The organism is Micrococcaceae bacterium Sec5.8 (genome assembly GCA_039636775.1).
GTDB lineage: Bacteria > Actinomycetota > Actinomycetes > Actinomycetales > Micrococcaceae > Arthrobacter.
Map to the genome: position 1 here is coordinate 3,661,460 of CP143429.1, position 21,022 is coordinate 3,682,481.

A 21,022-nucleotide genomic window follows, 5' to 3' on the forward strand; every position below is an offset into this window, starting at 1 on the left:
ACGTGGACTTCAACAACAACACCGCCGCCATGGACTACATCACCGCGCGCCTGGGCTCGGAAGGCGCACCCATGCTCGCGTTCGGCGGCGATTACAACCCGGAGCAGTGGCCCGAGGAGACCTGGGACGAGGACGTCCGGCTCATGCGCGAGGCCGGCATCAACCTGGTCAGCGTTGGCATCTTCAGCTGGTCGTTGCTGGAACCGTCCGAGGGTATCTACGAATTCGGCTGGCTGGACCGGGTGCTGGACCTGCTGCACGCCAACGGCATCCGGGTGGACCTGGCCAACGCCACCGCCTCGCCGCCGCCCTGGTTCAGCCACAAGTATCCTGGCTCCCTTCCCGTCACAGCCGATGGAGTGCGCCACAGTTACGGGTCGCGGCAGGCCTTCGCCGCATCCAGCCCGGACTACCGCCGTGCCGCGGCCGCCCTGACGGAGCAGATTGCCATGAGGTACAAGGACCACCCCGCGGTGGTCATGTGGCATGTGCACAATGAGTACGGCTGCCACAACCAGCCGGACTTTTCTGACGGCGCCGCCGCCGGCTTCCGCAACTGGCTACAAGCCCGCTACGGAAGCCTCGACGGACTGAACGAGGCCTGGGGTACCGCCTTCTGGTCCCAGCGCTACTCCGCCTGGGAGGAAATCCTGCCGCCGCGGACCTCCGGGACCTGGGTCAATCCCACCCAGCAACTGGACTTCGCCCGGTATTCCTCGGACGAACTTCTCGAGTGCTACAAAGCGGAGGCCGCGATCATCCGGTCGCATTCCAAGCATCCGGTGACTACCAACTTCATGGGCTTCAACATGGGCCTGCACCAGCCGGTGGACTACTGGCGCTGGGCCGAACAAATGGACGTGGTGTCCAACGACCACTACCTCATCGCTGAGGACTTGCGGAACTTCCAGGAGCTTGCCGCGGCGGCGGACCTGAGCCGCGGCTGGGCGCAGGGCCGGCCCTGGCTGCTGATGGAGCACTCCACGTCCGCGGTTAACTGGCAGCCCCGCAATATCGCCAAGGCGCCCGGAGAAATGCTGCGCAACTCGCTGCAGCACATCGGCCGCGGCGCCGACGGTGCCCTCTTCTTCCAGTGGCGGGCTTCCCGGGCCGGCGCGGAAAAATTTCATTCCGGGATGCTGCCGCACGGGGGAACCGACACCAAGGTGTGGCGGGAAGTCGTCCAGCTGGGCCAGGCGCTGCGCAGCCTCGCCGAAGTGGCCGGCTCGACGGTGACCGGTGCGTCCGGCCGCGTTGATGTCGCAATCATCCATGACACCGATGCCCGCTGGGCCTCGGAACTCGACTCGCACCCGAGTACGGATGCCTCCAACATCGCGGAAACGCGCCGCTGGCACGATGCCTTCTACCGTGCCGGGGTCCCCACCGACTTCCGTCAAAGCACAGATGATCTCTCCGGCTACCGGCTCGTGGTGGCCCCGATGCAATACCTCGTGACCGACGCCGGAGCGGCCAACCTGGACCGCTACGCAAGGGACGGCGGCCACCTCGTCATCACGTACTACTCGGGCATTGTGAACGAGCACGACCACATCCGGCTCGGCAGCTATCCGGGGGCGTTCAGTGAGCTGCTGGGCGTACGGATGGAGGAATTTTATCCGTTGCGCTCCGGCGAATCGCTTCCGCTCAGCGCGTTCGGTGCGGGCTCGTGCTGGAGCGAACTCGGCCGGGCCAGCACCGCCGAGGTGCTCGCCGCGGTAACCGAGGGGCCGGTGGCCGGTTCGCCGGCGGTGACCCGCAACCAGGCGGGAACGGGCCTGGCTTACTACGTCGCCACCACGTTGTCGGCCGCGGGCCTCAGTGACTTCGTGGCGCTCAGCTGCGCCGACGCGTCGGTACAGCCGCTGGTACCGGATCTTCCGGCCGATGTGGAGGTCATCCGGCGGAGCAAGGACGGCACGGACTGGACGTTCTGCATCAACCACGGAACGCAGGACGTCCGGTTGCCCCTGGCGGGAGTCGACCTCATCGCCGGTCGGGAACTCGACGGCGGCCTTGCCTTGGGCGCCGGCGCTGCCGCCGTCGTCCGTTCCCGGACCGCTGCCGAAGCGGTCCGGTAAGGACACCAGATGCTCGCCGCAGCCCGCCACTCAGCCATCACCGCGGAAGTCCAGCGTGAACGAATCGTCCGCGTCGCGGACCTTGCGAAACTGCTGGGCGTCTCCCTGATGACTGTCCGGCGGGACATCGACGCGCTGGACGCTGCCGGCGCCGTCGAAAAGATCCACGGCGGGGCCAAACTGCCCGGCGGGGCCAGCACCCACGAGCCGGGCTTCGAGCTGAAATCAACCCAGCTCCCGGAGGAGAAGATGGCGATTGCCCACGAGGCCGCCGCGCAGGTCCGTGAGGGGATGGCGGTGGGGCTCAGCGCGGGCACCACCACCTGGGCGCTGGCGCAGCTGCTGTCCGCCGGGCCACGGATCACGGTGGTCACCAACTCGGTGCGCGTCGCAGATGTGTTCCACCAGAGTTCCTCCCCGTCCACGGTGATCCTGACCGGCGGCGAACGAACGCCCTCCGACGCTCTCGTGGGGCCGCTGGCCACATCCGCCTTGAAGCAGCTGCACCTCGATGTGTTGTTCCTCGGCGTCCACGGCGTTGACGCCGACGCCGGCTTCACCACCCCCAACGTGCTGGAGGCGGAAACGGACCGCGCGTTCGTGGCGGCCGCCCGCAGGGTGGTGGTGCTGGCGGACCACACCAAATGGGGGACCCTGGGCATCAGCACGATCGCCGCCCTTGAGGACGCCGACGAACTCATTTCCGACGACCATCTGGGCGGCGAAGCCCGGCGCATCCTTGGGGAACGGGTGGGCAGGCTCCGGCTGGCGCCTCTCGTTCCCGCCGGGTCGCCTGCGGGCTGACCGGGAGCGCCCTCCCACCCCTCCTGCCCTGCCCACCCCTACCGCCCCTGACGACCACAAGCCTGGAGCTGCCGTGAACCATCTAAACCCCGCCACCGTTGCCCAGGAATCGCCGGCCCTGCAACCGCTGCCGCGGTTACTGTACTTGCGGCGCTCCGGCACGGCGCTGCTCATTGACTGCAGCACCGGCGAACCTGCAATGCTGCACTTCGGCGCGGACCTGGGCCCCTCCCTGCCGGATTTGTCGCTGCTCGGGGACCCCGTGGCGCCCTCCTCCCTGGACATTCCCGTGACGCAGGGCCTGATTCCGCAAGCCTCGTCCGGCTGGCGCGGCCGCCCCGGGCTCCGCGGCCACCGCAATGGCCGCTCGTTCTCCGCCCGGCTCCGCCTCGTGTCGGTGACCGAGGATGCTGACTGTTCCGCCGTCATCACCCAATCCGACCCCGCCGCCGGCGTCACCCTCCGCACCGAGATCAAAATCAACGATGGCGGCCTGCTGCAGCTCCGGCACAGCCTCCACAACGACGGTCCGGGCAGCTATTCGGTGGAGGAACTCGCCGCGGTGCTTCCCGTGGGGCGTGCCGCCGGTGAAATCCTGGACCTGACAGGGCGCTGGTGCCGGGAGAACCACCCCCAGCGGCTCCCCATGCGGCAGGGCACGTGGGTACGCTCCGGCCGGCACGGACGTACCGGCCATGATTCCTCGCTGCTGCTGGCGGCCGGAACCCCGGGCTTCGGCAACCGGCACGGGCAGGTCTGGGCCGTCCATCTGGGCTGGAGCGGCAACCACGAAAGCTTCGTGGAAACCATCGCCGACGGGCGCGCAGTCATCGGCGCCGCGGAATTGCTGGGCTCCGCCGAGGTCACACTCGCGGCCGGAACCAGCTACCAGACACCCTGGCTCTTTGCCGCGTACTCGGACGCCGGGCTCGACGGCATCAGCGACTCGTTCTACGCCTGGTTCCGGGCGCGGGCGCACCATCCCGGGGTCCGGTCCGGGAAGCCCCGCCCCGTGGTGCTCAATGTGTGGGAGGCGGTGTACTTCGACCACCGCCTCGGCACGCTGCTGGAGCTGGCCGGCACCGCGGCCGGGCTCGGCGTCGAGCGCTATGTCCTCGACGACGGCTGGTTCCGTGGCCGCCGCGACGACTCCGCCGGCCTGGGCGACTGGTATGTGGATGAACAGCTGTGGCCGGACGGGCTGACGCCCCTGATCGACGCTGTCACGGCCCACGGCATGGAATTCGGGCTGTGGGTCGAGCCGGAGATGATCAACGAGGACTCGGACCTCGCCCGCGCACACCCGGACTGGATCGCCGGTCCCGGCCCGATTCCGCAGGAGTCCGGGGTTCAGAAGACCGGCGCGCCGGGCCGGTTGCCGGAGCGCTGGCGGAACCAGCAGGTGCTGGATCTCGTCAACCCGGAGGCCTGGCAGTATATCTTCGACCGGCTCGATGCTCTCCTCACCGAGCACGCCATCAGCTATCTGAAGTGGGACCAGAACCGGGATCTCGCCGAGATGGGGCACGGGGGCGCCCCCTCGGTCCATGCCCAGACGCTGGCCGTGTACCGGCTGCTGGACGAGTTGCGGAAAGCCCATCCCGACGTCGAGATTGAAAGCTGCTCATCAGGGGGCGCCCGGGTGGATCTGGGGATTCTGGAACGCACCGACCGGGTCTGGGCCTCCGACTGCAACGACGCTTTGGAACGCCAGACCATCCAGCGGTGGACCGGAACGGTGGTCCCGCCCGAACTGGTCGGGGCGCATATCGGGCCGACTACCTCGCACACCACGGCCCGCACCCACGACCTGTCATTCCGCGCCATCACCGCCATGTTCGGCCACTTCGGCCTGGAATGGGACGTCCGCCACCTCCAGGGCGCAGAGCGGGACGAGCTCGCCGCCGTCATCGCGCTGTACAAGGAACACCGCACACTGTTGCACAGCGGGCGCATGGTGCGCGCCGACGAGCCGGACCCTACGCTGATGCTGCACGGCGTCGTCGCACACGACGGCTCCGCCGCACTGTTCGCGCTGGTGGCGGTCGCGACGTCGTTCGCCGAGGTTCCCGGACGCGTGGCGCTGCCCGGGCTGTTGCCCGGCCGGAACTACCGGGTGGAGCTCGCCTACCCTGCACGGGACAGCGGACACACCTTCACCCAGACGCGGTCCACCGCGTGGCTGGCCACCGGAATTGAGGCGAGCGGCCGCTTCCTTGCCGGGTCAGGTCTGCCGATGCCTGTTCTGAACCCGGAACACGGCCTGCTGCTGAGCGTGCGGGCCGTTCCGGATGCCGCCGGGAAGGCCACCTGACATGGCCGGAATCACGAAGCGCGCATTCCAGCTGGCTGACGGGCGCGACATCATCTACTTCGACGACGCCGATACCGCGCTCCCCCCGGAACGGTCCCCGGATTTGCGTGTTCCGGCACCGCGGCCACGAACGGCCACCATGCGGCAGGACGTTCTGACCGGCGAATGGATTTCGGTGGCGTCGGCCCGGCAGAACCGGATCGTGCTTCCGCCCACGCACCTCGATCCACTGGCACCGGCCTCGGCGCAGAATCCCTCGGAGATCCCGAGCCTCTACGACGTGGCGGTCTTCGAAAACAAATCACCGTCCTTCGGCCCGGACCTGGCCGGCCCGAAGGCGCCGGAGGGGCTGGATGAGCTGTCCCGGATCGGGCTGGGACGCAGCCGCCAGTCCGTGGGCCGGTGCGAGGTGGTCTGCTTCTCACCCGAACACACCGGGTCGCTCGCCGGCGTGTCGACATCACGGATGCGGACCGTGGTGGAGGCCTGGGCGGACCGGACAGCAGCGCTGTCCGCGATGCCCGGCGTCCAGCAGGTCTTTCCCTTCGAGAACCGCGGGGAAGAAATTGGGGTGACACTGCACCACCCACACGGGCAGATCTACGCCTACCCCTTCATCACGCCGCGCACCCAGCAACTGATCCGCTCCGTGGAGCGCTACGGCAGTTCGCTTTTTGAGGACGTCCTCGACTTCGAACGGGCGTCCGAGCGGGTGGTGCTCCAGGGCGAACACTGGACAGCGTTCGTGCCTTTCGCGGCGCGCTGGCCGCTGGAACTCCATGTCCTGCCGCACCGCCAGATTCCCGACCTCGCCGCTACCCGCCAGGAGGAACGTGACGAGTTCGCCCTGCTGTACGGCCGGCTACTGCGCGGCGTCGACGCCCTGTATTCGACGCCGACTCCCTACATCTCGGCATGGCACCAGGCCCCCGTCCGGGCGCACCGGGACAATATCCGTCTGATGCTCCAGCTGACCTCCCCCCGGCGGGAAGAAAACAAGCTCAAGTACCTTGCCGGTTCGGAGGCCGCAATGGGGGCGTTCATTGCCGACATCGCACCGGAAACCGCGGCCGCCCGCCTCCGGGAGGCCGTCGGGCCGGGCTAGGCGCGCACAAGTTCGGCGACGTCGGCCAGCAGCTCCACGGACCGGAGCCGCGCTTCAGTGCCGGTGCTCTGGTGCGCGACGATGAGCTCGTCGGCGTCGGCGTGGGCGGTGAACCCGTCCAGGTATTCCAGCACCGCGTCCGGGGTGCCCACGGCGGAGTACTTCATCATCTGGGCCAGGTGCTGGCCCTGCGGTGAGTCCAGGATCATGTCCGCCTCGTCATCACTGAACTCGCGGCCGTTGCCGAAGAACAGCGAGACCCGGGCGCGTTTGGTGGCCTGGAACATTTCCTGCGCCTCGGCCGCGGAATCCGCCGCGATGACATTGACCGCGGCGATCACGTGCGGGGCATCGAGCTGGGCGGAGGGCTGGAAATCGCGGCGGTAGATGGCCACGGCGTCCCGGAGCGCATTTGGCGCGAAGTGCGAGGCGAAGGCATAGGGCAGGCCCAACTGCGCCGCGAGCTTGGCGCCGAACAGCGAGGATCCCAGGATGTACAGGGGTACATTGGTTCCCTTTCCCGGGGTGGCCTCGACGCCCGGGATCCGGGTGGGGCCGGTCAGGTAACCCTGGAGCTCCAGCACGTCCTGCGGGAAGCTGTCCGCGGACATCGGGTCGCGGCGCAGGGCCCGCAGGGTGTTCTGGTCGCTGCCGGGTGCGCGGCCCAGGCCAAGGTCGATCCGCCCCGGGTGCAGGGTTTCCAGGGTGCCGAACTGCTCGGCGATGGTCAGCGGGGAGTGGTTGGGCAACATCACACCGCCGGCGCCGAGACGGATGCGCTCTGTCTGCGCGGCTACGTGGGCGATCAGCACACTGGTCGCAGAGGACGCAATGGCTGACATGTTGTGGTGCTCGGCATACCAGACCCGGCGGTACCCGCGCTGCTCGGCGAGCTGCGCCATGGCAACGCTGCCCGCGAAGCTTTCCGCCGCCGTCTGGCCCTTGCCGATGGTTGCGAGGTCAAGGATGGAAAGCGGAACAGTCACGGAAAAGCCGGCCTTTCGTAGCGGGGTTTGATCAGGTGCCGCACCGGATTCCGGGGACGGACACACTGTGGACAACGACGCGGGGCCCCGGGTTATTTCAGCCTCAGGTGTGGTGCACCCCATGCCGGTTCCCGGCCGCGGCTCACGGACTTGAATAGTTATAGCCCAGCCCTCCGGAGACATACTGCGTCAAGGCGACGCCGCTGCCGGGCGTAAGTGCGGGCAGCGGGCAGTCGGATTTGGTTCCTGGCCGGAAAAACCTCCCCATGGGCCGGGAGGCGGAATACTCAGCTGGCGGAGGGAGTTGCCGCCCTTATGAGCCATGACACCGCACAGCAACCGCAGCCGTCCGCCACGATCGATCTCAGGGACCTGGGAACTGTCCACCGTCTCGGGTTCGGCGCCATGCGCATTGTCGGGGACGGGGTCTGGGGCGAGCCTGCCGACCGCAAGGCCGCCATCGCCGTGGTCCGCCGCGCGGTGGAACTCGGCGTCGATTTCATTGACACCGCCGATTCTTACGGGCCGAACATCAGCGAGGAGATCCTGGCCGAGGCCCTGCACCCTTACCGGGAGGGACTGCGGATCGCCACCAAGGTCGGGTTCACCCGCACCGGTCCCGACGTGTGGGTGCCGCTGGGCCGGGCCGAATATCTGCGGCAGCAGACAGAGTTGAGCCTGCGCAAGCTCAAGGTTGACGCGCTGGACCTGCTCCAGCTGCACCGGATCGACCCCAAAGTGGATCCGGAAGAGCAGTTTTCCGTGCTCCGTGACCTGCAAAAGGAGGGCAAGGTGAAGGCGCTGGGCCTGTCCCAGGTCAGTGTTGCCGAACTCGAAGAGGCAGGGAAGTACTTCACCGTCTCCACCGTGCAGAACCGCTACAACCTGACCGACCGCAGCTCCGAGGACGTCCTTGACTACGCGGAGAAGAACGGGATCGGTTTTATCCCCTGGGCCCCCATCTCAGCCGGCGAACTGGCGCAGCCCGGTGGCCTGCTGGATGAGGCCGCCAAGCGGCTCGGCGCCACCACCGCCCAGGTGGCACTCGCCTGGCTGCTGCGCCGGTCCCCCGTCATAATGCCGATCCCTGGCACCGGTTCGGTCCAGCACCTCGAAGAGAACCTGGCCGCAGCCGGCGTCGTCCTGGACGACGCCACGTACGCCGGGCTCGAAGCCGCGCGCTAAGTCCGTTTACTTTTCACTTTGATTTTCAAGGCCGGCCCGTGGCCGGCAGAACAGGAGCCCAAAATGGCTAACATCCTCATGGTCGTATCCGCCGCCGATTCACTCACCATGCGCGACGGCAGCGAACACCCCACCGGCTACTGGGCCGAGGAAGTGGCGGTTTCGCACCAGACTCTGCTCAACGCCGGACACACCGTCCACATCGCTACGCCGGGCGGCGCGAAGCCCACGGTGGATGAGGTCAGCCTTGCCCCCGAGTCCGCCGGCGGCCAGCACCGCGCCGACGGTTTCCGCAAGTACCTTGCCGGGATCGACGCCGAGCTGTCCGCGCCGCTGGTGCTGGCCGACGTCGGGCTCTCCGGCTATGACGCAATTGTGATGCCCGGCGGCCACGGGCCCATGAGCGATCTCTACCAGGACGCCGACCTTGGAACGCTTCTGGTCGCGGCGAACACGGCCGGCAAGGTCATCGCGCCGTTCTGCCACGGCCCGGCCGGCCTGTTGAGTGCCACGAACGACGCCGGGGAGTTCGAATTCGCGGGCCGCCGCCTCACTGTCTTCACCAACGAAGAGGAGCTCAACGGCGGCACGGGCCCCAACACCCCGTGGTTCGTGGAGGACGAGTTGAAGGGCAAAGGCGCCGTGATTGATAACGCCGCCGCCTGGAGCTCCCACGTGGTTCGCGACGGCAACCTGATCAGCGGCCAGAACCCGCAGTCCAGCGAGGACGTGGCGAAGGAAGTCCTCAAGGCCCTCGCCGAATAGCAACCGCCGAAACGCACAGCACCCGCCGGGTCCGGACAGCCGGGCCCGGCTAAGCTGACGGGATGGCCATCAAATCCACTGCAGAGAAAATCGCCACCATCCAAAAGGGCTACACCCTGGAAGGGCCCACCATTGAGTTGGGCGCCGCGATCATCGACGGCGAGGTTCGCAAGGAAGCCCCCGTCCGGCTGCCGCTGTCCATGATGAACCGCCACGGGCTGGTGGCCGGGGCCACCGGCACGGGCAAGACTGTCACCTTGCACATGATGGCTGAACAGCTTTCCGCCGCCGGGGTCCCGGTTTTTCTGGCGGATATCAAGGGAGACCTCTCCGGGCTTGCCACTGCCGCTACCGGCAGTGAGAAGCTGATGGCCCGCACGGCAGGGATTGGCCAGACGTGGTCCGGCAAGACGTTCCCCGTGGAGTTCCTGGCCCTCGGCGGGGACGGCCACGGCATCCCGGTCCGTGCCACCGTCACTTCCTTCGGCCCCATCCTGCTGTCCCGGATCATGGAGCTCAATGACACCCAGGAATCCAGCCTGCAGCTGGTCTTCCACTTCGCGGACAAAAACAATCTCGAACTGATCGACCTGAAGGACCTGCGGGCTGTCATCCAGTTCCTGACTTCCGCTGACGGCAAGGACGAGCTCGAGGACCTCGGCGGGCTGTCGAAGTCGACCGCCGGTGTGATCCTCCGCGAGCTCATCACCCTCGAAGCGCAGGGCCTGGAAAAGTTCTTCGGCGAGCCCGAATTCGACACCGCCGAACTGATGCGCACCGCCCCGGACGGCCGCGGCGTTATCACCTGCCTGGAGCTGCCCACCCTGCAGAGCAAGCCGATGCTGTTCTCCACCTTCTTGATGTGGCTGTTGGCTGACTTGTTCGAAGACCTGCCCGAAGCCGGCGACCTGGACAAACCCAAACTGGTGTTTTTCCTCGATGAGGCCCACTTGCTGTTCAATGGCGCATCGAAGGCGTTTCTGGATGCGATCACCACCACCGTGCGGCTGATCCGGTCCAAGGGTGTTGGCATTTTCTTTGTCACCCAGACCCCGAAGGATGTCCCGGCCGAGGTCCTCGGTCAGCTCGCCAACCGGGTGCAACATGCCCTCCGGGCCTACACTCCGGAGGATGCCAAGGCGCTTAAAGCCACCGTCTCCACCTTTCCCATGAGCGACTACGACCTCGCCGAAACCCTCACGTCCGCCGGGATCGGGGAGGCGGTCATCACCGTCATGAATGAAAAGGGCGCCCCGACGCCGGTGGCCCTCACCCGCCTGCGCGCACCGGAATCCCTCATGGGCCCCAGCGCCGACGCCCTGCTCGCCAGCACCGTTGCCGCCTCATCACTGCTGCCCAAGTACGGTACCGCCGTCGACAACGCCTCCGCTTATGAGAAGCTCTCCGGGAAAGCCCCGGGCACGCCTGCCGCGGACTCCGTTCCGGCACCCGGTGGAGGCTCCGACGTCGACGCCGAAGCCCGGCGGATCGAGGAGGAAATCCTGGGCCGCCCCAGCAGCCGACCTGCCCCGGTTCCTCCCCAGGAACCCCGCCGGGAGGCCCGGCAGGAACGCCAGCCAGCCGAAGACGGCGGCATGGGTGGGGATCTCGCCGGGGCCCTGGGCGGCGCCTTCGGCGGCGGGCTCAAGAGCATGGCGCGCTCGCTCGGCACCCAGCTCGGCCGCGAACTACTGCGCGGAGTCTTCGGCACTGCCCCCAGGCGCCGCCGGCGTTAGGAGCGGCCCGGCGGGCCGACGAAGCCTTCCGGGCAGCGTGCGACACGGGGATTCCTGTGGGGTGCAGGTAACGTAAGGTGAGTGCAAATGTCTCAGGCGTTGGTCAGGATCGCAGCCGGGTGGCTGCTTGCCCTGATGCTGGCCGTGGCTGGCGGCATCGTCGCGATCAATGTCGTGAACAATTCCATTGCGAGTCCGCAGCAGCCTGTCCGTGAGTATATCGATGCCCTGCAGAAGGGCGAGGGCGGGAAGGCCCTCGGTCTGTTGCACGCGTCCGTGCCGCCAAGCAACGCCGCCATGCTGGACGGAACCGCGCTGCAGACGGCCGCTGCCCGGATCAGCGGCGTCAAGTACGGCCCGGCCGAGGACCGTGGCGGCAACCAGGTCATGGTTCCTATTGACTACACCATTGATGGCAGCCAGCTGCGGACCGAGTTCCTGGTGGAAAGGTCCGGGACGGACTGGCTGTTCTTCCATCACTGGACCATCGTTCCCACCGCCCTTCCCGTCCTGAACGTCACCGTGGTCAACGCGAGCGAGGCCATATTGAACGGCGTTCCGGTGAACATGCCCAACGGCCGTAACTCCTTCGCCGTCTTCTACCCGGGAGAGTACGAGGCCTCGCTGTCCGGCGAATACTTCGCAGCAGCGCCAACCAGGGCCACTCTGTCCGGCCGGGACATCCCGGTGGCGCCACTGAATCTGCTGACCGAGGCCACCGACGGACTGAAGAACGCCGTGGGCGGCAAGGTCAAGGAATTCCTCGACACCTGCGCCGACACGGCCGACAAGGCGCAAAAGCTCCAGCCGGACTGCCCGTTCTACCACACCACCGACAACCGCGTGATGGACGGCACCATCGACTGGAGCATCACCGAATACCCCGCCGTCAAGATCGAGCCCTTCGGTGGACGCTGGGTAGTCGCGCCCCTGGACGGCAAAGCCCGGATCACGGCCCGGCAGATCGACCTTTTCACCGGGGCCATAACGGATTTGAACACGGTGCACGATTTCAGTTTCACCACCCGCCTGGACATTGACGGCGACACCGTCAACATCACCCCGCTGCTGAACTACTGACCCTGAGGCTGAGCCGCCGGCAACCCGTCCTGCCCCACCTGCCCGGTCCGGTCCGGTCCGGTCCTACAAGCGTGCTGGCGTGACGCCGGCCCCGTTGTTGCGGCGCTGATCCTTCCGGGTCTGCGCCCACTGATCATGATGCGGCCGCCGAGGTTCCATCGCGATCCAGGCCTGGCGGAAGAGAGTGCGTGCGAGGGTTTCACCGTGGACTCGGCACCCCGGTCCGCCCGACGCCACCCACCAACCACGAAGAGCCGCCAACGGCGCCGTGGGCCGCCCGCATTCCGCGGCCGCGGGTTCTCCGCCGGGCCAATAGTCCACTGTCCGTGACACCGCGGCCACGGACAGCTCTCCAGCGGGGCTTAGTCCATACCCCGCAGGTCCAGGACCAGCCCGGTGTCGCCGTCGGCCTGCAGGAGAACCGGGATGCCCCAGTCCTGCTGGTACAGGTGGCAGGCGGCGTGGTCCGGGATTTCACCGTCTGCGTCCTCCGGACCGTCGCAGGCCGCAGCGCGGGCAGTGATGTGCAAAACTCCTTCGGGCACGTCGGCGGCCAGTTCGAGGGTGCGGGTCAGACCCACGGAGGTTCCCCCGCCGGCGAGCAGCAGTTCCGGCGGGGTGGAGGAGATCTTCAATTGGGTCGGGTCGCCCCAGCGGTCGTCCAGCTTCTGGCCGGTCGGCGCGCTGAACCGGACGGTCAGCTCCAGCAGCCCGGCGGCCACAGGGGTCTTCGGCCGCTGCGTCTGGGCTGCGCCCTCGTCCACCTGCTGCGCCTCCTTGGGGATCGGTACGTAGATGAGCTGGTGCTTGTTGGCTTCGACCACCACCAGCAGCGGCTCAGCGCCGGCCACCTGCGTGTGGTCCACGATCACGTCGGAAGGCTCGGACAGCCCGCGCGCCAGGGTGGAGACCGTGCCGGAGGCGGGGTCGTAGCGGCGGACGGCACCGTTGTACGTGTCCGCGATCGCCACTGAGCCGTCCGGGAGAACCGTGACGCCCAATGGGTGCTGCAGGCGCGCCTCGGAGGCCTCGCCGTCGCGGAACCCGAAATCGAACAGGCCCTTGCCGACGGCGGACTCAACGGTAACGGCGCCGCCGTCGCCGATCACGAGTTTGCGAAGCGCCGAGGTTTCGGAGTCCGCCACCCAGATGTTGCCGTCGGCATCCTCGGCGAGCCCGGAGGACTGCGCGAACCAGGCTTCCGCGGCCGGGCCATCGAGCAGGCCCTCCAGGCCGTTGCCGGCGATGATGGAGACAGCGCCGGAGCGCGGGTCGAAGCTGAAGATCTGATGCACGCCGGCCATCGCGACCACCACCGCGTCCAGCTTGGCGGACCAGACAACGTCCCAGGGTGAGCTGAGGGCGACCCGCAGCGGATCAGCCTCGAGCCTGGCACCATAGGCGGCGCCTTCCTCGTCCACCCGGGCCGGACCGGTCTCCAGGAGCCGCTGCACGCCGTTGCCGGCCAGGGTCCGGACCGTTCCGCCCGCGAGGGACAGCCCGCGCAAGCGGTGGTTCACGGAATCGGCAATCACGACGTCGTAGCCTGACGCGGCAGCGGCGTCCGCCGGCAGCAGAACGAGCCCCTGCGGCTCGTTGAAGCGGGCGTCGGCGGCGCCGCCGTCGGCGTGGCCCTTCTCGCCCGAGCCGTAAGTGGCCAGCACGGTCTGGAAGTCGGTGGAAAGCTCCACGAGGCGGTGGTGGCCGGTGTCCGTGACGAGCCAGGAGCCGGCGTCGCCTGCAGCGTCAGAGCCGCCGCGGCCGGCGGGAAGGAAAAGTGCCTTGCCGGGGAACCGCAGGGTACCCGACGTCGGCTCCGGAGCCACATAGGGGCCGTCGCCGCGGTGCAGCGTGCCCTTGGCCTCATGCTCGGCGATCAACTCCGGAATCAGCACCGCGAGGCCGTCCGCGTGGCCCTCTCCGGAGAGGTGCGCCACGATGTAGCCTTCGGGGTCGACGACCACCAGTGTGGGCCAGGCCCGGGCGGTGTAGGCCTTCCAGGTGTCCAGCTCGGGGTCGTCCAGGACAGGGTGGCGGATCTCGTAGCGTTCCACGGCCGCGGCCAGGGCCACCGGATCCGCTTCGTGCTCGAACTTGGGCGAGTGGACCCCGACAGTCACGAGGACGTCGGAATACTCCTGTTCGAGCGGGCGGAGCTCGTCCAGCACGTGCAGGCAGTTAATGCAGCAGAAGGTCCAGAAATCGAGCAGCACGATCTTGCCGCGCAGCGATTCCAGATCCAGGGATTTGCCGCCGGTGTTGAGCCAGTTGCGGCCCACCAGTTCGGAGGCGCGGACCCGGAGGTGGGTGCGTACGGTTTCGGTCATGAGCGTCCTTCCAGCTTGGTATTGCGTTCGGCCTGCCGGGCATCGCGCTCAGCCAGCTTGGCAAACATATCGTTGTAAGCAGTCAGATCGGCGTCATTATTCCTGTCCGCCGCCCGGTCGGTGCGCTTGGACTCGCGGGCATCGGAGCGGGACCATTGGACCGCGACGCCGATCGCCACCAGCAGCGTCGGTATTTCGCCGATGCCCCAGGCCACGGCGCCGCCCATCTGCTGGTCCAGCAGTGCCGACGCGCCCCAGGTCCGGCCGAGGTTGCCGAAGTAGTCCGCAGCGAGGAGCCCGGTGCCGCCCATGATCGCGACGCCGAAGAACGCGTGGAAGCCCATCGTGGCTAGCAGGAGCAGCAGCCGCATGGGGTACGGCGCGCGCCGGGGCAGCGGGTCGGCGCCGATCATGGTCAACACGAAGATGTAGCCCGTAAGGGCGAAGTGCAGGTTCATCAGCTCGTGGCCGACGTGGTCGCGCATCGCATAGCCGAAGGCGTCCGAGTAGTAGAACAGCACGATCGAGCCGGCGAAGTTGGCGGCTGCGAAGAGAGGGTGTGTGACGAGTTGGGAGAATCTGGAGTGCACGAAGATCAGCACCCACTCGCGGGGGCCGCGCGAGCTGTCGCGCCGCGGGGCCAGCGCACGGAGGGCCAGCGTCACCGGAGCTCCCAGCACAAGGAAGATGGGGGCCACCATGGTCAGCGCCATGTGGTCCACCATGTGGGCGGAGAACAGCACCCGGCCATAGACCGACGGCGGACCGGAGGTGACGTAGGTCAGGACCACCAGCCCGATGACCCAGTTGACGGCACGGAACCAGGACCAGGAATCCCCGCGTCGGATCACCTTCCGCATGCCCAGGACGTAGGACACGAAGCCAAAGATCGCCACGGTGACCCAGAGCCAGTCGAGTCGCCATTCACTCAGCCAGCGGTCGGGGGTGAGCTCCGGCGGCAAGTCGTAGCCGGAGACGATGAAGGCCGGCGACGCGTTCGGCACCAGAGCCTCGCCCTGCGGCGGCGCCGAGCGGCCCAGCGCGACGGCGATGCCCGACGTCGTCCCCATGATCAGCAACTCCGCAACAACCAGCTGCCACAGCACGCGCCGGGCTGACAGTCCGCCGTCCCGGCTGCCCAGCTGCGGGATGACCCAGCGCCGGTGCATCAGCCCGATGCCGCCAAGGACCAGGGTGGCCGCTGCCTTCGCAAGGACTAGCTGGCCGTAGGACGAGCCGAAGAGATCGTCCCACGACGTGAGGCGGATGCTGGCGTTAATCACCCCGGACGCGAAGACGAGCACGAATGCGAAGCCAGCCAGGGCGGAGAAACGCCGGAGCGTCGGCTCAGTGATGTCCGGGTTGCTCCCGTTCTTCGAACCCGCCGCAGCGCCGCCCAGCAGGCCTGAGAGCAAGGCCAGCATGATGATGCCCCCCACCCAGGCCGACACGCCGACCAGGTGCAGGCCCAGCGAGTTGATGGCGCCTTCGTGATCCGCAGAGCTGGCCGAGTGGCCAATCAATGCCGACGGGACCAGGCCCATCAGGGACAGCACGAGAGTTGCCGCCAGCCCGCCCAGCGACCGGATGCCGACGAGGGCGGTCGTTACGACGGCGGCGATAATGACGACGGCCAGCCAGGCGCGGCCAGTCTCGATGTCAGTCATGAAATAGACCAGGGAGCGGGTGAATTCCGGATCACCGGAGATCTGCTGGCCCGCGATGTCCGCGTAGCTGAGCACCAGCACGGCAACAGCCGAGAGCGTCCATACGGCGCCCGCGGCGGCGGCTACAGCCAGCGCACGGGTGAAGGCCGGATGTTCCGGGAGATTCCTGGCTTTGGACCGGGACCCGGCCAATGAGCGCGGCAGGATTCCCACGGCGAAGAGCAGGCCGCCGATCACGGTGGCCAGCGAGACGTTATGCAATGCTTTGCTGGCGGGCAGGCCCCAACGGACCAGTGCCCCCGGGTCGGAGACTTGGCGGGCGGCAGCCGCGCCCGAGAACAGCAGGGCGGCTACCAGGCCCAGGAAAAGCGCTGCAAGGCCCGCGTACAGCCAGGGCCGGGAGATCGCGCCGTTGCCCGCAACAGCGCTTCTCGCTCCCCCGGTCGGGGTCGGAGCGGAGGAGGTGGCACGGGGAGTAGCTGCAGCTGGCACACTTCCATTGTCCGCTACGCCCCGGCCGCAGGCCGAATCGGGAATACCAGAGGACCAGCGGAAACCGCCTCCCGTGGCCGGGCCCCGCCGACGGCGTGGCAGCTAACCAAAAAGGAGCGGCGACCCAAGGGGTCGCCGCTCCTTTCAAGCAATTCCGGAAGACTACTTCTTCTTGGAGACCGCAGCCTTCAGCTTGGAGCCGGCGGTCAGCTTGACGCTGTGGCCCGCGGCGATCTGGATGGTCTCGCCGGTCTGCGGGTTGCGGCCGGTGCGAGCTGCACGGTCGGTGCGCTCGACTGCAAGCCAGCCCGGGATGGTGATCTTTTCGCCCGCGGCGACGGAGGTTTCGAAAACCTCGAACAGTGCATCCAGCACGGAGTTGACGGCTGCCTGGCTGGTGCCGGCCTTGCCTGCTACGTCTGCAACAAGTTCACTACGGTTCTTAGCCATTTATGTCCTCCTGGACGGTCATGATTCCTGGAGCCTGCACACGGCGTGCGCACAAGCCACTGTTCGAAAACTTACCAGCTTGGCGCGGCAGAGGCGGCAAATTCCGCGTGTTTTCGGTCTTTTTCGAGGAAAAAGCCGGGATTCACTGCCTTTGGGGGCCATATTTCGCCGAGAGCGGACGAGCCTGCAGCTCCGGTACTGCCCGCCTTGAAGCTCCTGCTGCACCGGCTGGTTCCCCGTCGGAACTCCCGCTGCGCTAACCGGCTCCGGAAGCCGGCCGGGCTCCCGCGGTGGGGGTTAAATGCGGGAGAGCCCCTGACCTGGTGGTTAGGGGCTCTCGACCGTTTAATGGTGTTCCGGCGGTGACCTACTCTCCCACACCCTCCCGGGTGCAGTACCATCGGCGCTGTGGGTCTTAGCTTCCGGGTTCGGAATGGGACCGGGCGTTTCCCCCACGCTATGACCGCCGTAACTTTTTCTCCGCACCGTACCAGGGGCCCCGTGGGGGGGGTGGTGGTGGGAAACTTTTGGTTACAACTGTGGTGTTGTTATTTTGTTGTGTTCGCAAGCAACGGGTTTGTTGGTTGGGAACCACATAGTGGACGCGTGCAGTCTTGTTATCTTTGTACCTCCCGGTGGTGCAAACGCTTTTGAATCGTTTGCCCGGGTGGTGTGTGGTGTAAGTTATCGGCCTATTAGTACCGGTCAGCTTCACGAGTCGTTAGTCCTCGCTTCCACATCCGGCCTATCAACCCAGTGGTCTGGCTGGGGGCCTCTCACACACAAGGTGTATGGAAATCTCATCTCGAAGCGAGCTTCCCGCTTAGATGCTTTCAGCGGTTATCCCATCCGAACGTAGCTAATCAGCGGTGCACTTGGCAGTACAACTGACACACCAGAGGTTCGTCCGTCCCGGTCCTCTCGTACTAAGGACAGCCCTTCTCAAATTTCCTGCGCGCGCAGCGGATAGGGACCGAACTGTCTCACGACGTTCTAAACCCAGCTCGCGTACCGCTTTAATGGGCGAACAGCCCAACCCTTGGGACCTACTCCAGCCCCAGGATGCGACGAGCCGACATCGAGGTGCCAAACCATGCCGTCGATATGGACTCTTGGGCAAGATCAGCCTGTTATCCCCGAGGTACCTTTTATCCGTTGAGCGACGGCCATTCCACAATGTACCGCCGGATCACTAGTCCCGACTTTCGTCCCTGCTCGAGATGTCTCTCTCACAGTCAAGCTCCCTTGTGCACTTACACTCGACACCTGATTGCCAACCAGGCTGAGGGAACCTTTGGGCGCCTCCGTTACTTTTTAGGAGGCAACCGCCCCAGTTAAACTACCCATCAGGCACTGTCCCTGACCCGGATTACGGGCCGAAGTTAGATGTCCAAAGTGACCAGAGTGGTATTTCAACGATGACTCCACCCGAACTGGCGTCCGGGTTTCAACGTCTCCCACCTATCCTACACAAGCCACTCCGAACACCAATACCAAACTATAGTAAAGGTCTCGGGGTCTTTCCGTCCTGCTGCGCGTAACGAGCATCTTTACTCGTACTGCAATTTCGCCGAGTTTATGGTTGAGACAGCGGGGAAGTCGTTACTCCATTCGTGCAGGTCGGAACTTACCCGACAAGGAATTTCGCTACCTTAGGATGGTTATAGTTACCACCGCCGTTTACTGGGGCTTGAATTCTCAGCTTCGCCTTGCGGCTAACCGGTCCTCTTAACCTTCCAGCACCGGGCAGGAGTCAGTCCGTATACATCGTCTTGCGACTTCGCACGGACCTGTGTTTTTAGTAAACAGTCGCTTCCCCCTGGTCTCTGCGGCCCCTGCACGCTCCGGACAGCTGGTGTCCATCACGATGGGGGCCCCCCTTCTCCCGAAGTTACGGGGGCATTTTGCCGAGTTCCTTAACCATAATTCTCTCGATCGCCTTAGTATTCTCTACCTGATCACCTGTGTCGGTTTGGGGTACGGGCGGCTAAAACCTCGCGTCGATGCTTTTCTCGGCAGCATAGGATCACCAAATCCCCCCTTGACGGGGGTCCCATCGGGTCTCAGGCATCATGAACAGCGGATTTGCCTACCGTTCGCCCTACATCCTTAGACCGGGACAACCATCGCCCGGCTTGGCTACCTTCCTGCGTCACACCTGTTAATACGCTTGCCTCCCAGGATCAGGTCCCGCGCTCCACCAAAACCCTCCACCCACAAGGGGTGTCAGGCAGGTCTCGGGCAGTTAGTATCCCCTGTTCAACATGGACGGTTTTTCGCCGGTACGGGAATATCAACCCGTTGTCCATCGACTACGCCTGTCGGCCTCGCCTTAGGTCCCGACTTACCCAGGGCAGATTAGCTTGACCCTGGAACCCTTGATCATTCGGCGGACGGGTTTCTCACCCGTCTTTCGCTACTCATGCCTGCATTCTCACTCGTGTAGGCTCCACCGCTGGTTTACACCGCGACTTCACTGCCCACACGACGCTCCCCTACCACTCCAGACGCCTGAACCACAAGGGCTTGGCTACTATCTGAAATCCACAACTTCGGCGGTGTACTTGAGCCCCGCTACATTGTCGGCGCGGAATCACTTGACCAGTGAGCTATTACGCACTCTTTTAAGGATGGCTGCTTCTAAGCCAACCTCCTGGTTGTCTTCGCAACTCCACATCCTTTCCCACTTAGCACACGCTTAGGGGCCTTAGTTGGTGGTCTGGGCTGTTTCCCTCTCGACTATGAAGCTTATCCCCCACAGTCTCACTGCTGCGCTCTCACTTACCGGCATTCGGAGTTTGGCTGACGTCAGTAACCTTGTAGGGCCCATTAGCCATCCAGTAGCTCTACCTCCGGTAAGAAACACGCAACGCTGCACCTAAATGCATTTCGGGGAGAACCAGCTATCACGAAGTTTGATTGGCCTTTCACCCCTACCCACAGCTCATCCCCTCCATTTTCAACTGAAGTGGGTTCGGTCCTCCACGACGTCTTACCGTCGCTTCAACCTGGCCATGGGTAGATCACTTCGCTTCGGGTCTAGATCACGCCACTGCAACGCCCTATTCAGACTCGCTTTCGCTACGGCTTCCCCACACGGGTTAACCTCGCGACGTAACACTAACTCGCAGGCTCATTCTTCAAAAGGCACGCCGTCACAGCTACAAGGCTGCTCCGACGGATTGTAAGCACACGGTTTCAGGTACTGTTTCACTCCCCTCCCGGGGTACTTTTCACCTTTCCCTCACGGTACTGGTCCGCTATCGGTCATTAGGGAGTATTTAGGCTTATCAGGTGGTCCTGACAGATTCGCACGGGATTTCTCGGGCCCCGTGCTACTTGGGATACTCCCCGGGCGGTACACAACATTTCGGTTACGGGGCTCACACCCTCTCTGGCCGGCCTTTCAAGACCGTTCACCTATGCCTGCACTACACACCCCACTGTCCCGGCAGAGACAGAATGGGAAGTCCCACAACCCCGACCATGCAACGCCCGCCGGCTATCACACATGGAACGGTTTAGCCTGATCCGCGTTCGCTCGCCACTACTGACGGAATCACTATTGTTTTCTCTTCCTGCGGGTACTGAGATGTTTCACTTCCCCGCGTTCCCTCCACGCACCCTATGTGTTCAGATGCGGGTCACCAGGTGACTCGCGCCCCTGGCGGGGTTTCCCCATTCGGACACCCTGGGATCACAGTCCGGTTATCGACTCCCCCAGGCTTATCGCAGATTCCTACGTCCTTCTTCGGCTCCTAATGCCAAGGCATCCACCGTGTGCTCTTAAAAACTTGACCACAAAAGATCAAAAACGCTAATTTTCGAGAGAACCACGAAAACCAGCCACACCCAACAACACCCCCACAAAGGGAATGCCACCACGCGCAGCCAGATCCAGGTTCATATTCTTGGAAATTGCTTCTTTATAAAAGATGCTCGCGTCCACTATGTAGTTCTCAAACAACAACCCCAAACCACACACCCCACACGCACCCCCGCAAAAGGGGCGACACCGTGTGCTCGCTGC

Annotated in this window: 13 protein-coding genes and 2 rRNA genes; 8 read left to right on the forward strand and 7 right to left on the reverse strand. The window is 65.5% G+C overall.

The features are described 5' to 3' along the window. Positions 1 to 2: 2 nt before the first annotated feature. From VUN84_16915 to galT, 4 genes are all read left to right on the forward strand, one after another. Entirely contained in the window at positions 3 to 2,081 is a 2,079-nt protein-coding gene (locus tag VUN84_16915; GenBank protein ID XAS63946.1) for a beta-galactosidase, read from the forward strand. A gap of 9 nt (positions 2,082 to 2,090) precedes the next feature. Further along, on the forward strand, positions 2,091 to 2,885 hold the full coding sequence (locus VUN84_16920) for a DeoR/GlpR family DNA-binding transcription regulator (protein ID XAS63947.1): 795 nt from the start codon (positions 2,091 to 2,093) through the stop codon (positions 2,883 to 2,885). Between the two features lie 139 nt (positions 2,886 to 3,024). Then, a complete protein-coding gene (locus tag VUN84_16925; protein XAS65889.1) occupies positions 3,025 to 5,199 on the forward strand; it encodes an alpha-galactosidase in 2,175 nt (724 codons plus the stop codon). Between the two features lies 1 nt (position 5,200). Continuing rightward, a complete protein-coding gene (galT, locus tag VUN84_16930; GenBank protein ID XAS63948.1) occupies positions 5,201 to 6,304 on the forward strand; it encodes a galactose-1-phosphate uridylyltransferase in 1,104 nt (367 codons plus the stop codon). Here galT and VUN84_16935 read toward each other — a convergent pair. After that, entirely contained in the window at positions 6,301 to 7,290 is a 990-nt protein-coding gene (locus VUN84_16935) for an LLM class flavin-dependent oxidoreductase (GenBank protein XAS63949.1), read from the reverse strand. The genes galT and VUN84_16935 overlap by 4 nt on opposite strands. Positions 7,291 to 7,605: 315 nt before the next feature. Between VUN84_16935 and VUN84_16940 the strand changes: the two genes are divergently transcribed. The 4 genes from VUN84_16940 to VUN84_16955 all read left to right on the forward strand — a co-directional run bounded on the left by VUN84_16940 (position 7,606) and on the right by VUN84_16955 (position 12,056). Then, positions 7,606 to 8,475, forward strand: coding sequence for an aldo/keto reductase (locus VUN84_16940; GenBank protein XAS63950.1), 870 nt, complete (start codon positions 7,606 to 7,608; stop codon positions 8,473 to 8,475). Positions 8,476 to 8,538: 63 nt separating this feature from the next. Then, on the forward strand, positions 8,539 to 9,240 hold the full coding sequence (locus VUN84_16945) for a type 1 glutamine amidotransferase domain-containing protein (protein ID XAS63951.1): 702 nt from the start codon (positions 8,539 to 8,541) through the stop codon (positions 9,238 to 9,240). Positions 9,241 to 9,302: 62 nt separating this feature from the next. Beyond that, positions 9,303 to 10,976 (forward strand): helicase HerA-like domain-containing protein, encoded by a 1,674-nt coding sequence (locus VUN84_16950; protein XAS63952.1) that lies wholly within the window; start codon positions 9,303 to 9,305, stop codon positions 10,974 to 10,976. A gap of 87 nt (positions 10,977 to 11,063) precedes the next feature. Next, a complete protein-coding gene (locus tag VUN84_16955; GenBank protein XAS63953.1) occupies positions 11,064 to 12,056 on the forward strand; it encodes a hypothetical protein in 993 nt (330 codons plus the stop codon). A 362-nt stretch (positions 12,057 to 12,418) separates the two neighbouring features. Here the strand turns inward: VUN84_16955 and VUN84_16960 are convergent, their stop codons facing one another. The 6 genes from VUN84_16960 to VUN84_16985 all read right to left on the reverse strand — a co-directional run bounded on the left by VUN84_16960 (position 12,419) and on the right by VUN84_16985 (position 20,941). Beyond that, positions 12,419 to 14,383 (reverse strand): NHL domain-containing thioredoxin family protein, encoded by a 1,965-nt coding sequence (locus VUN84_16960; protein ID XAS63954.1) that lies wholly within the window; start codon positions 14,381 to 14,383, stop codon positions 12,419 to 12,421. Then, positions 14,380 to 16,542, reverse strand: a complete 2,163-nt coding sequence (locus VUN84_16965) for a cytochrome c oxidase assembly protein (GenBank protein XAS63955.1) — start codon at positions 16,540 to 16,542, stop codon at positions 14,380 to 14,382. Before VUN84_16965 ends, VUN84_16960 begins: the two co-directional genes overlap by 4 nt. A 162-nt stretch (positions 16,543 to 16,704) precedes the next feature. Continuing rightward, positions 16,705 to 16,992: an HU family DNA-binding protein gene (locus tag VUN84_16970; GenBank protein ID XAS63956.1), complete on the reverse strand. Its 288-nt coding sequence runs from the start codon at positions 16,990 to 16,992 to the stop codon at positions 16,705 to 16,707. A 354-nt stretch (positions 16,993 to 17,346) separates the two neighbouring features. Then, positions 17,347 to 17,463 (reverse strand): 5S ribosomal RNA (gene rrf / locus VUN84_16975). Positions 17,464 to 17,666: 203 nt separating this feature from the next. Further along, positions 17,667 to 20,792: ribosomal RNA gene (locus VUN84_16980) — 23S ribosomal RNA — on the reverse strand. Positions 20,793 to 20,809: 17 nt separating this feature from the next. Beyond that, a complete protein-coding gene (locus VUN84_16985) occupies positions 20,810 to 20,941 on the reverse strand; it encodes a hypothetical protein (protein ID XAS63957.1) in 132 nt (43 codons plus the stop codon). Between the last annotated feature and the right edge of the window lie 81 nt (positions 20,942 to 21,022).